This is a genomic window from Synechococcus sp. Nb3U1 (assembly GCF_021533835.1).
In the GTDB taxonomy this organism is placed as follows: domain Bacteria; phylum Cyanobacteriota; class Cyanobacteriia; order Thermostichales; family Thermostichaceae; genus Thermostichus.
On the sequence record NZ_JAKFYQ010000001.1, the window covers coordinates 531,697 to 544,961 of the forward strand.

At 57.3% G+C, this 13,265-nt stretch carries 7 protein-coding genes; 4 read left to right on the plus strand and 3 right to left on the minus strand.

Translation table 11 applies throughout. The annotated features are described in order from the left end of the window. Window positions 1-45: 45 nt before the first annotated feature. Window positions 46-759 (minus strand): biliverdin-producing heme oxygenase, encoded by a 714-nt coding sequence (locus tag L1047_RS02500; protein ID WP_235278840.1) that lies wholly within the window; start codon window positions 757-759, stop codon window positions 46-48. A gap of 537 nt (window positions 760-1,296) precedes the next feature. Between L1047_RS02500 and rpoB the strand changes: the two genes are divergently transcribed. The 4 genes from rpoB to L1047_RS02520 all read left to right on the plus strand — a co-directional run bounded on the left by rpoB (window position 1,297) and on the right by L1047_RS02520 (window position 11,388). Further along, a complete protein-coding gene (rpoB, locus tag L1047_RS02505; RefSeq protein ID WP_235277140.1) occupies window positions 1,297-4,692 on the plus strand; it encodes a DNA-directed RNA polymerase subunit beta in 3,396 nt (1,131 codons plus the stop codon). A 117-nt stretch (window positions 4,693-4,809) separates the two neighbouring features. Next, on the plus strand, window positions 4,810-6,693 hold the full coding sequence (locus tag L1047_RS02510; protein ID WP_235277141.1) for a DNA-directed RNA polymerase subunit gamma: 1,884 nt from the start codon (window positions 4,810-4,812) through the stop codon (window positions 6,691-6,693). An 86-nt stretch (window positions 6,694-6,779) separates the two neighbouring features. Then, window positions 6,780-10,685: a DNA-directed RNA polymerase subunit beta' gene (locus L1047_RS02515; RefSeq protein ID WP_235277142.1), complete on the plus strand. Its 3,906-nt coding sequence runs from the start codon at window positions 6,780-6,782 to the stop codon at window positions 10,683-10,685. After that, on the plus strand, window positions 10,669-11,388 hold the full coding sequence (locus L1047_RS02520) for a uracil-DNA glycosylase (protein ID WP_235277144.1): 720 nt from the start codon (window positions 10,669-10,671) through the stop codon (window positions 11,386-11,388). The genes L1047_RS02515 and L1047_RS02520 overlap by 17 nt, the downstream gene beginning before the upstream one ends. 27 nt (window positions 11,389-11,415) lie before the next feature. Here the strand turns inward: L1047_RS02520 and tenA are convergent, their stop codons facing one another. Next, window positions 11,416-12,075, minus strand: a complete 660-nt coding sequence (tenA, locus tag L1047_RS02525) for a thiaminase II (RefSeq protein ID WP_235277145.1) — start codon at window positions 12,073-12,075, stop codon at window positions 11,416-11,418. Window positions 12,076-12,166: 91 nt separating this feature from the next. Beyond that, a complete protein-coding gene (locus tag L1047_RS02530) occupies window positions 12,167-13,192 on the minus strand; it encodes a long-chain acyl-[acyl-carrier-protein] reductase (protein WP_235277146.1) in 1,026 nt (341 codons plus the stop codon). Window positions 13,193-13,265 lie beyond the last annotated feature (73 nt).

Consider the following 13,265-nt stretch of genomic DNA (forward strand, 5'->3'; position numbering starts at 1 on the left):
CCCCTGGGATAGGGATCCCTCGGGAAGTCGGATTTTCAAACTGGCTCAGGAGCTAGGGGCCGCCGCCTCAGAACGAGTCGGCTTACGCTGAAACTGACTTTTCAGGGAATTCCAGGTTAAGCGAGCCATGGACAACAGCCAATTTCCTTCCAATTCCTTAAACAAATCCATATTCAGCTTGAAGGCATAGTTGGCTTCCGCCACGATGCGGTCGATGGTGACTTGATCCAGCCCCAGAGCATCCATCTGAGCACGGTAACGCTGCTTGAACTTGCCTTCGTGGGGGATCTGCTCGAAATCGTAAAAAGCTGTCCCTTCCCCTTCCGGCAAGCCCATGGCCTGCCGCGCAATTTTCTTGAGGATTTGGCCACCGGATAGATCGCCGATATAGCGGGTGTAGGCATGGGCCACCAGCAACACAGGATCGTTCTTGGCGATCTCCCGAATCCGATCCACATAAACCTGGCAGGCAGGAGAAGGCTGCACCGTTGAGCGCCAGTTAGGGCCGACAAAATAGGTCAAATCTTGCTCAATGCTGGCCTTGCGCCAAAGCTCTGGATAGTAAAGCTTGCCCACCAACGGATGTTCCCGCAGTTGCATAAACCCTTCCTCCAAAGCGCCATAGACAAAGTAGAAATTGCCCACATAGCGGCTGTAGGCGCGCTTATCCACCACTCCTTTCAGGAAACACTTGATAAAGCCAACATTTTCCGCCATCGTGTGGGACTGCTTCGTGCCCTCACGCAGTTGTACCGACAAACGGTTATTGGAACTGTTGTTGGAACTTTGACTCACAAAACCCTCCTAGCAAACCATGTCTCTATCATCCGAAAGGTTTCCTCAGCCTGAGAAGCTTTGTAAACCTATGCCTTTCCCTTCTCATCTGGATCGACGCCACATCCTGCCGATATGGACTGTATCGACACCGTGCATCCCACGACAAAGTTGATCAAGCCACTTGCGCCGACAAACTCAGCCCGCGGCTCAGTCTGTCAGCCCACCCACCCCCTCAGATCTCCAGTCAGCAACCCAAAGCAGGTGAGCGAATGGTCAATGACTAGAATAATTCCGCTGAGTGTGAATGGATATTAACAATCCTTAAGGCGGGCGGGGAGTATTAGCCCCTATCCAGGCCAAAACAGGGATCCCAGGCGGTTTTGCCAAAATTCTCTCCCTCAGAACGGAGGATGTCTTGGTCGCCACCGCGCCCGCGCCTTTGTAACGTTCGTTGACGCTCTTCGGATAGATTTCTATAATAAAAGACCTGACTGCAGCGCGATCCCTCCTAAGCAACGCATGACACAATTAGTTCAACTTCCTTCCGCTCCTACCTTTCCTGACCTGGTAGAGATTCAGCGGGAGAGTTTTTTATGGTTTTTGAGAGAAGGGTTTGAAGAGGAACTCCTCAGTTTTTCCCCTATCGTCGACTATACTGGCAAATTGGAACTGCATTTTTTGCCGGAGTTCCGCCTTGGGGATCCCTCCAAAGGCTACAAGATCAACCAGCCCCGCTACGACCCCGACGAAGCCAAGCGGCGCGACGCCACCTACCAAGCGCAGCTGCGCGTGCCCACCCGTCTGATTAACAAAGAGACGGGCGAGATCAAAGACATGGACGTCTTCATTGGCGAACTGCCCTTGATGACGGATCGCGGTACCTTCATCATCAACGGTGCCGAACGGGTGATCGTCAACCAGATCGTCCGTAGCCCCGGTGTCTACTACAAGTCCGATTTGGACAAAAACGGTCGCCGCACCTACAGTGCCAGCCTCATCCCCAACCGGGGCGCTTGGCTGAAATTCGAGACCGACAAAAACAGCTTGGTTTGGGTGCGCATCGACAAAACCCGTAAGCTCTCGGCGGCTGTTCTGCTCAAAGCCCTCGGCCTCAGCGATTCCGAAATCTACGATGGCCTGCGCCACCCCGAATATTTCCAAAAAACCATGGAAAAAGAGGGGCACTACAGCGAAGAAGAAGCCCTGATGGAGCTCTACCGCAAGTTGCGTCCCGGTGAACCTCCCACCGTATCGGGGGGGCAACAGTTGCTAGAATCTCGCTTCTTTGATCCAAAACGCTACGACTTAGGCCGGGTCGGTCGCTACAAGCTGAACAAGAAGCTGAACCTGAGCGTGCCGGAAAATGTGCGGGTACTCACCATCCCTGACATTTTGGCCGTCATCGACTACCTGATCAACCTGGAGTACGACATCGGTCATGTGGACGACATCGACCACTTGGGCAACCGCCGGGTGCGCTCCGTAGGCGAGTTGCTACAAAACCAAGTGCGGGTCGGCCTCAACCGTTTGGAGCGGATCATTCGGGAACGGATGACAGTATCAGAGTCGGAGAACCTCACCCCAGCCTCCTTGGTCAACCCCAAGCCCTTGGTCGCTGCCATCAAAGAGTTCTTCGGCTCCAGCCAGCTCTCCCAGTTCATGGATCAGACCAATCCCCTGGCAGAGCTGACCCACAAGCGACGGCTCTCGGCGCTGGGTCCTGGTGGCTTGAGTCGGGAACGAGCCGGCTTTGCGGTGCGGGATATTCACCCCAGCCACTACGGTCGCATTTGCCCGATCGAAACCCCAGAAGGCCCCAACGCCGGTTTGATCGGATCCCTGGCCACCCATGCCCGCGTCAACCAGTATGGCTTTGTGGAGAGCCCCTACTACCGCGTCGAGAATGGCCTGGTGCGCAAAGACCTGGGTATGGTCTACCTCACCGCCGATGAGGAAGACGAATATCGGGTGGCACCCGGAGATGTGCCCCTAGATCGAGAGGGCCGTATCACCGGAGACTTGGTGCCCGTTCGCTATCGCCAGGAATTCACCACCGCCCATCCGACGGAAGTGCATTATGTGCAGGTGGCGCCGGTACAGGTGATCTCGGTGGCCACTTCCTTGATCCCCTTCCTGGAGCACGACGATGCCAACCGGGCCCTGATGGGGGCAAACATGCAGCGACAGGCGGTGCCTCTCCTAAAACCGGATCGGCCCTACGTTGGTACCGGATTGGAAGCCCAAGCAGCCCGAGACTCCGGCATGGTGGTGGTGTCGCGCACCAATGGCGTGGTGGTGAATGTTTCCGCCGATGAGGTGGTGATCCGTCCTGACAACGACGGGGATCCGATCCTCTACCGTTTACAAAAGTACCAGCGCTCCAACCAAGATACCTGTCTCAATCAGCGTCCCTTGGTCAAAGCTGGGGATCGCGTCGTTGCTGGTCAGGTGCTGGCCGATGGCCCTGCCACAGAAGGGGGTGAACTGGCGCTGGGGCAAAACGTCCTGGTGGCCTACATGCCCTGGGAGGGCTACAACTACGAAGATGCCATCCTGATCAACGAGCGGTTGGTCTACGACGATGTCTTTACCTCGGTACACATTGAAAAGCACGAGATCGAAGCCCGACAAACCAAGCTAGGCCCGGAAGAGATCACCCGCGAGATCCCTAACGTAGGGGAAGATGCCCTACGCAACCTGGATGAGAACGGCATCGTGCGCGTCGGGGCCTGGGTGGAATCTGGGGATATCTTGGTGGGCAAAGTCACCCCGAAAGGGGAATCGGATCAACCGCCGGAAGAGCGCCTGTTGCGGGCCATCTTCGGGGAAAAAGCCCGCGATGTGCGGGACAACTCCCTGCGGGTGCCGAATGGCGAGCGCGGTCGAGTGGTGGACGTGCGCATCTTTACCCGTGAACAGGGGGATGAGCTACCGCCTGGGGCCAACATGGTGGTGCGGGTCTATATCGCCCTGAAACGCAAGATCCAAGTGGGAGATAAGATCGCCGGTCGCCATGGCAACAAAGGCATCATCTCTCGCATCTTGCCCGGTGAGGATATGCCTTATCTGGCGGATGGTACGCCAGTGGATGTGGTGCTGAACCCGCTGGGGGTGCCCTCCCGGATGAATGTGGGCCAGGTGTTTGAGTGCTTGCTGGGCTGGGCAGCCGAAAACTTAGGGGTGCGTTTCAAGTTGATGCCCTTTGACGAAATGCACGGCCTGGAGGCCTCACGCCTGACAGTGGAGGCCAAGTTGGAGGAGGCGAAAGCGAAAACAGGGCGGGATTGGATCTTTAACCCAGAAGGGAAGCACCGCGGCAAAGTACAGGTATTCGATGGCCGCACGGGTGAACCCTTCGACCAGCCCGTCACGGTGGGCCGCGCCTACATGTTGAAGTTGGTGCATTTGGTGGATGACAAGATCCACGCCCGCTCCACCGGCCCCTACTCTCTGGTGACGCAGCAGCCCCTAGGTGGTAAGGCTCAGCAGGGCGGACAGCGCTTTGGGGAAATGGAAGTGTGGGCTTTGGAGGCTTTCGGAGCCGCTTACATCCTGCAGGAGTTGCTCACGGTCAAGTCGGACGATATGGTCGGTCGCAATGAGGCCCTCAACGCCATTGTCAAAGGCAAGCCGATCCCTCGCCCGGGTACACCGGAATCCTTCAAGGTGTTGGTGCGGGAATTGCAGTCCCTCTGCCTAGATGTGTCAGTACACAAGGTGGAAGTGGATAGTGAAGGGCAAACCCGCGATTTGGAGGCGGATCTGATGGCGGATGTGTCCAGTCGCCATACTCCCTCACGGCCTACCTATGAATCTGTTACGTCAGATGACCTCTCCCCCGCGGCGGCGGCCTACACCTTCGCCAGTCGCAGCCATGAGGATGAAGACGACGGAGAGGATGAGGACGACTTTTAAGCGCATGTGAAGAAACGGGTTGGGAGCCCGTCCAGACTAGGGGTGGCATTGCATTGGTCACCCCTGTAGATCCATCAGATCAGGTGCAAGGGCACAGCAAGTCAGGAGCGAACAGCGATGGCGAGAACAGAGCAGCGTTTTGATTACGTCAAAATTGGGTTGGCCTCTCCCGACCGGATTATGGAGTGGGGCCAGCGCACGCTACCCAATGGCCAGTTGGTGGGGGAAGTCACCAAGCCGGAGACCATCAACTATCGCACCCTCAAGCCGGAGATGGATGGCCTCTTTTGCGAGCGCATTTTCGGGCCCGCCAAGGACTGGGAATGCCACTGTGGCAAGTACAAACGGGTACGGCATAGGGGCATTGTCTGTGAGCGTTGCGGGGTGGAGGTAACCGAGTCACGGGTACGGCGCCACCGCATGGGCTACATCAAGTTAGCGGCTCCTGTCACCCATGTTTGGTATTTGAAAGGGATCCCCAGCCACATTGCTACCCTACTGGATATGCCGCTGCGGGATGTGGAGCAGGTGGTCTATTTCAACGCCTACGTGGTGGTGGATCCGGGCAATGCCCAAAACCTCTCCTACAAGCAACTGCTCACGGAAGACCAATTCCTCGAGATCGAGGATCAGATGTACGAAGAGGGATCCGAGCTGCAACTGCCGGATCACTGGGCCATGATCGGAGCCGAGGCCATCGAACGTCTATTGATGGACATCGATCTGGAAAAAGAAGCCGAGCAGTTGCGGGAGGAAATTGCCAGTGCCCGCGGCCAAAAGCGAGCTCGCCTGATTAAGCGGCTGCGGGTGATCGACAACTTCATCGCCACGGGATCCCGGCCTGAGTGGATGGTGTTGCAGGTGATCCCGGTCATTCCACCGGATCTGCGCCCGATGGTGCAGTTGGATGGGGGTCGTTTCGCCACCAGCGACCTGAATGATCTCTATCGCCGTGTCATCAACCGCAACAACCGTCTGGCTCGCCTGCAGGAGATTCTTGCCCCCGAGATCATCGTCCGTAACGAGAAGCGCATGTTGCAGGAGGCGGTGGATGCCCTGATCGACAATGGCCGTCGTGGACGCACTGTGGTGGGAGCCAACAACCGTCCCCTCAAATCGCTATCGGACATCATCGAAGGCAAGCAGGGGCGCTTTCGGCAAAACCTACTGGGCAAACGGGTGGACTACTCTGGGCGTTCGGTGATCGTGGTCGGCCCCAGCCTGCGCATGAACCAGTGCGGCTTACCCAAGGAGATGGCGATCGAGCTGTTTCAGCCCTTCGTCATTCATAAGCTGATCAAACGGGGCATTGTCAACAACATCAAGGCTGCCAAAAAGCTGATCCAAAGCAACGACCCACAGATTTGGGATGTGCTGGAGGAGGTGATCGACGGCCACCCTGTGTTGCTCAATCGGGCCCCAACTTTGCACCGCCTCGGCATCCAAGCCTTTGAGCCCATTTTGGTGGAAGGTCGAGCTATTCAGTTGCACCCGCTGGTGTGTCCGGCTTTTAACGCCGATTTTGACGGCGACCAGATGGCCGTGCATGTTCCTCTCTCGCTGGAATCCCAAGCCGAGGCACGCTTGCTGATGTTGGCTACCAACAACATCCTCTCCCCCGCCACCGGCACCCCGATCATCACCCCCAGCCAAGATATGGTTTTGGGCTGCTACTATCTGACTGCCGACAACCCACAACAGCCCCTGAATGGGGAGCGCTACTTCTCCAGCCTTGAGGATGCCCTGATTGCCTACGACCGTGGTGCTGTGGATCTACATGCCAAAGTTTGGGTACGCTACAACGGCCCGATGGAACTAGGCAAAGGAGAAAAAGAGTCCGAGCCGGAAATTATGGAGGAACCTGGCGGCATTCGAGTCAAGGTCACCAATTACCGGCGCATCCGCGAAGATCGCGATGGCAACATCCTTAGCCAGTACATTCGCACCACCCCAGGCCGGATCATCTTCAACAAAATCGTGCAGGAAGCCCTTTCCACCTAACCGCAACCCAGTGAGGTAGGAGACGGGATCCCTTCTGTCACTGCTTGGCCCTATTGCCACCATCATTCAGCCATCATCGAGGAATCATGAGCGAAAAAGGACGACCTTCTGCTGACCTGTTGCGACAGGTTGCCGACGGCAACACCACTCCGCCCGCCGTGCCCTTTCGCAATTATCAAATTGGCAAGAAAGAGCTGCGCAGCCTGATTGCCTGGTCTTTTGCCCGCTATGGCACCGCCCGCACCGCCCAGATGGCCGATGCCTTGAAGGCGATGGGCTTCAAGTACGCCACACAAGCGGCGGTTTCCATCAGCGTCGAGGATCTGCGCGTTCCCCCCAGTAAGCGGCAGTTGCTGGCGCAAGCGGAAGCGGAAATCGAAGCAGCCACCGAGCGCTTTACCCGAGGCGAGATCACGGAGGTAGAGCGCTATCAAAAAGTCATCGATACCTGGAACCAAACCAACGACCAGATCAAAGATGAGCTGCTCAGCAACTTCAAGCAAAACGATCCCCTCAATTCCGTCTACATGATGGCCAACTCCGGGGCGCGGGGAAATGTCTCTCAGGTGCGGCAGTTAGTGGGTATGCGCGGCCTAATGGCCAACCCGCAGGGGGAAATCATCGACTTGCCCATCAAAACCAATTTCCGTGAGGGCCTGACGGTTACGGAATACATCATCTCCTCCTACGGTGCCCGCAAGGGCTTGGTGGATACCGCGCTGCGCACCGCCGACTCCGGTTATTTGACCCGCCGTTTGGTGGATGTGTCCCAGGATGTGATCGTGCGGGAATCCGACTGCGGCACTGAGCATGGCATTGTCCTGGAGTACCTGATGGATGGGGACAATGTGGTAGTGTCCCTGGAAGATCGCTTGGTGGGCCGGGTGCTGGCGCGGGATGTGCTACACCCTGAAACCCAAGCGGTGATCGCCCATCGCAACCAAGAGGTGGATCACGACTTGGCCAAGGCGATCGTCAACGCTGGCGTTCGTCAGGCGATGGTGCGTTCTCCCCTCACCTGTGAGGCCAACCGTTCCGTCTGTCGTCTTTGCTATGGCTGGAGCTTGGCCCATTCCCGTTTGGTGGATATGGGAGAAGCGGTGGGAATTATCGCCGCCCAATCGATTGGGGAGCCGGGCACCCAGTTGACGATGCGCACCTTCCACACCGGCGGCGTGTTCACGGGGGAAGTGGCTCGACAAATTCGTGCTCCTTTTGCCGGAGTGGTGCGGTTTCCCAAGAATTTCCGTACCCGCCCCTTCCGCACCCGCCACGGGGATGATGCCCTGCAGGTGGAGGTGAACAACCAAATCACCCTTGAGGGATCCAACGGGCAGCGGGAGCATTTCGATGTCACCCAGGGATCCACCCTGTTGGTGCGGGATGGAGCCAAGGTGCAGCCGGATCAGATGATCGCGGAAGTGTCGCTGGCCAAGGCCACCCGCAAGAGCACCGAAAAAGCCCAAAAAGAGGTGATTTCTGACCTAGCCGGGGAAATTCGCTTCGCCGATCTGCCCATCGAAGAAAAAACCGACCGTCAAGGCAACATCACCTACACGGCGCAACGGCAGGGCTTGATTTGGGTGATGTCGGGCCAGGTGTACAACCTACCCCCCGGTGCCGAGCCTGTAGTAGAGAACGGGGATACTGTGCAGGCGGGGGACGTGATCGCAGAAACCTCCCTAGCAACGGAGCACGGCGGTATCGTGCGACTGCCAGAGCGCACTGATAGCAAGAGTGGGCGCGAGGTGGAAATCATCAACGCTTCTGTGGTTTTGCACGAGGCGCGGGTGCGGGTGGAATCTCATCAGAGTCGAGAACAGTTTTTGCTGGATACCGCCGGTGGTCAAACCTTCGTCCTCAAAGCGACCCCCGGCACTAAGGTGGGCAACGACGAGGTGGTGGCGGAGCTGATCGAGAGCGATTTCCGCACCCAAACCGGCGGCTTGGTCAAGTTCGCGGGCATTGAGGTAGCACGGCGGGGCAAGGCCAAACAGGGCTTCGAGGTGATCCAGGGGGGCACCCTGCTGTGGATCCCGGAGGAAACCCATGAGGTGAACAAGGACATTTCACTGCTGAATGTGGAGGATGGCCAGTTTGTAGAAGCGGGCACCGAAGTGGTGAAGGATATCTTCTGCCAGAACGCCGGCATCGTCGAGGTGATCCAGAAAAACGACATTCTGCGGGAGATCATCATCAAACCGGGATCCCTGCATTTGGTGGAAAACCCCGCCGACATGGAGGTGAAAGAGGGCACCTTGATCCAGCCAGGACAACAGGTGCTCAGTAGCATCGTGCCCGATCAACTGGTCTATCTGGAGCATGTGGAAACTCCCGAAGGGCCAGGATTGCTGCTGCGTCCGGTGCAGGAGTACGAAATTCCCGACCATCCCTCAGTGCCCAGCCAAGAATCCACCAGCGAGTCTGGCCGCTCGATTCGTCTGCGGGCGGTGCAGCGGATTCCCTTCAAGGATGGTGAGCGCGTCCGGTCGGTAGGTGGGGTGGAACTGTTGCGCACGCAACTGGTGCTGGAGATCGACACCGATGCCCCGCAACTGAAGGCGGATATCGAGCTGATTCAAGACGACGAGGATCCCGAGATTCGCCGCCTGCAACTGGTGATCCTGGAAACCCTGCTGCTGCGCCGCGATGTGGAGGCGGATCTGACTCAGGGCAGCACCCATACCCGACTGTTGGTGGGAGAAGGGGACAGCATCACCACTGGATCCGTGATTGCCCGCACGGAAATTCAGGCTAAAAAGGCCGGGATCGTGCAAGGGATCCGCCAAGGGGCGGAGGTGGTTCGGCGGGTGTTGGTGGTCACCGAAGACGATCAGGTGAGCGTGCCCTTCACGGGCAGCACCACCCTAAAAGTGGGGGATCTGGTGCGGGCTAAGGATGAGATTGCCCCCGGGATCCCGTCTCCCGAATCGGGACAGGTGATGCAGGTGGCGGATGGCCAAGTGGTGCTGCGCATAGCGCGGCCCTACCTAGTTTCTGCCGGGGCCATTTTGCAGGTGGGGGACGGGGACTTGGTGCAACGGGGGGATTCCCTCGGCCTGTTGGTGTTTGAGCGAGCCAAAACCGGGGATATCATCCAGGGTCTGCCGCGGATTGAGGAACTGTTGGAGGCTCGGAAGCCCAAGGAAATGTGCATTCTCGCCAAGCGGCCCGGTACTGTTCAACTGAGCTGGCGGGGGGAAGAGCCGGATCTGAAAGTTATCGAGAGCGATGGTACGGTCACCGATTACCCGCTGCTGCCAGGGCAAAATCTGATGGTAGCCGATGGACAGCCGGTAGAAGTGGGGGATCCCCTGACAGATGGGCCCGCCAACCCCCATGACATTCTGGAAAGCTACTACGAGTACCACCGCCAAACCCTAGGGGATGACCAAGCGGCTCGTTTGGCTCTGCGAGAAGTGCAGCGCTTCTTCGTCAACGAGGTACAGAATGTGTACCGCTCCCAGGGGGTGGAGATCTCCGACAAGCACATCGAGGTTGTGGTACGCCAAATGACCTCGAAGGTGCGGGTGGACGACAGTGGCGATACCATTCTGCTGCCGGGTGAGTTGGTGGAGCTGCGGCAGATCCAGGATACCAATTCCTCTATGGCCATTACCGGTGGGGCTCCGGCCAAGTACACCCCCGTTTTGCTGGGGATCACCAAGGCCAGTTTGAACACCGACAGCTTCATCTCGGCGGCCAGTTTCCAGGAAACCACCCGGGTACTGACCGAGGCAGCCATCGAAGGCAAGTCAGACTGGTTGCGCGGCCTCAAGGAAAACGTGATCATTGGGCGCTTGATCCCGGCGGGTACCGGCTTTAGCACCTATGAAGAGAAGAGCCTGTCTGAATCGGAGCCCCACGAGGAAGAGGAAGAACCGGTGGCAATGCCATCACTGCCATCACGTCTAGCCCTAGAGGATGATCAACTGATCGACGACTCCACCCCTGCCTTCGATGAATTGGAGGAGGATGACGAGGACGAGTGAGGGTGCTCCGCTGAGGGATCCCAGGGCTCGATCTCGAGACTGGCTGGCCCTGGAGACTGAGATCATCGAGTGCCGTCGCTGCCCACGCTTGGTTGGTTGGCGGGAGGAGGTGGCAGCTCGAAAAGTGGCTCGCTTTCGGGAACACTCCTACTGGGGACGGCCCATTCCTGGATTTGGGGATCCCCAGGCCCGGTTGTGGGTTATCGGGCTGGCTCCGGCAGCCCATGGCGGCAACCGTACCGGGCGGGTATTTACCGGGGATCCCAGCGGGGATTGGGTGTTTCGGGCACTGCACCGAGCTGGCTTTGCCAATCAGCCCACCTCCACCCATCGACAAGATGGCCTCCAGCTCACGGATTGCTACATCTCGGCGGTGGTACGTTGTGCGCCCCCAGACAATCGCCCCACCCCGACAGAAGCCAAGACTTGCCTGGGCTACCTGGCCCAGGAACTGAAGGGGCTAACTCAGGTACGGGTGATCCTCCCTCTGGGCCACTTTGCCTTTCAGCACACCCTGCCGTTGCTGGATCCCCCTAAGCCTCGCCCCAAGTTTGCCCACAACCAAGTCACTGCCCTGGCAGAGGGTCGATATCTGCTCACCTCCTACCACCCCAGCCAACGCAATACGGCCACCAAGCGGCTGACAGAGCCAATGTTCGATGCGGTTTTTGACCAGGCGCGCAGGTTGCTCGCCCAGCTATAGAGCGTTATGGGGCAGAGGTGGGAAAGGTTACTCCGGCTGCCAGGATTCCAGGCGATAGGCACTGTCCCAAAAGAGCCATTCCAAACGGGAAGCGGTAACAAAGGCTGCCATCATCTTGTCCCGCAGGGCTGCGGTGGTTTGCTCAGCTACAGATTCCGTGATATCGATAGCCTGTTGTACCACCTGGGCAAATTCTTCACCAGCATAGGTGTCGATCCATTGTTGATAGGGGTTGTGGGGTTGAGCCATTCGATATATTTCAGATCCCACCTCACGGTAAATCCAAAAACAGGGCAGCACAGCAGCGATCGCCACCTCATAGGGATCCAACGCTGCCGTAGCCAATAGAGAACGGGTATAGGTAAAACAAGTGGGGGCGTAGGTGATTTCCGGCTGGATTTCGTAGAGACGAAAATAACTTTCGTGCAGGCTACGTTCGGCTACGATCGCTCCAAGGGCGAAATTCAAAAAACTCACTACCTGTTCAGATCTTTCCGACCGAGCTCCAATCAGACCCAAAGCGCGGGCAAAATCCGTTAAGTAGAGGGCATCCTGCTGTAGATAAAACTGAAACCGTTCCCGAGATAAGGTTCCAGCTGCCAATTCTTGATTAAAAGGATGGGCCAAAATCTGCTGATAAATCAGTTGAATGGCTTGCCAAAGGTGAGCGGTAAAGGAGTTGGACATGGTGGAAAACAACTTCCATAAGGTTGCAAGTTTTTAGGGATCCCTTCTCAAAAAACGATAGCCAACAGGGATCCCGAGGGGAGCTGAGTTTTCAGGCTTCTGGCATCAGCGGGCGGAACCCATGCTTGCGGGAAAGCTGCCCGATCAAATCTAACTTTTCTAAGGTAATCAGATTGCGTCCCCAACTGAAATTGGTATGCAGCTCCTCAAATTCCAGCAACATCGACTCGGCAAAGCAAGCGAAAAGTTGACGGGCTGGATTGGCCACATTGAGAAACTGCATGATGTTCCATTCAATATCGAGGGAGTGCTCCACCATGCCACCATCGATCACGTATACCCCCTGTCGCTGCAGGCTAGAGGCAATATTTTTCGGGTAGCCCCCGTCAATGATCACGCAGGGATCCCGCAACATCTGGGGATTGAGAACCAGGCCCTGATTCATACTCGCCACCCAAACAATGAAATCGGCACGAGGGAGGGCTTCTTCCACCGAACAGATCTCCCCCTGCTTGAGGTTGGCCCGTAATTCTTCCAGCCGTTGTCGATCCCGCGCCACCAGCAACAATTTGCCCAGCTGGGTATGGGCGGCCAACCATTGACAGATGGCACTGCCGATATCCCCACTCGCCCCCACCACGGCTACCGTCGCTGCCGCCAAATCCATAACATAACGTTGGGCCGCCGATTGCAACTGCTGACAGATAATGTAGGCGGTGTGGGTATTGCCGGTGGTGAACCGCTGCACCTCTAGGTCGATATTGCGCACCCGTCTGAGGCTGTCGAGGCGAAAGTTCTCAAAAATGATGCTGCTGAATCCCCCCAGGGCGGTGATGCTAAGTCCACGTCGTTGGGCCAAAGCCATGGCATTGAGGATTTTCCGACAGGCCGCCTTCACCCGTCCGCCCGCCAACATCTCCGGCAAGAAGCACGATTCGACGTATTGCCCATGAATCTTTTGGCCAGTGATGCTGGTGACGGTGATCTCATCCACAACCTGAGGGGGAGCCATGCACCAAAACTCAAGATCGCTGTCCGCATATTCTGGATACCCCAGCTTGTCTGCCACCCGTTGTGCATGGGCAAGGCTGGTTAAGTGCCCGATCAGGCCGAACATAGAGGTTTACTCACTTGGATAATTCAATTCTTGGATCCCATCAGAACACGACCATACCCTGAGGGTTAGGCCT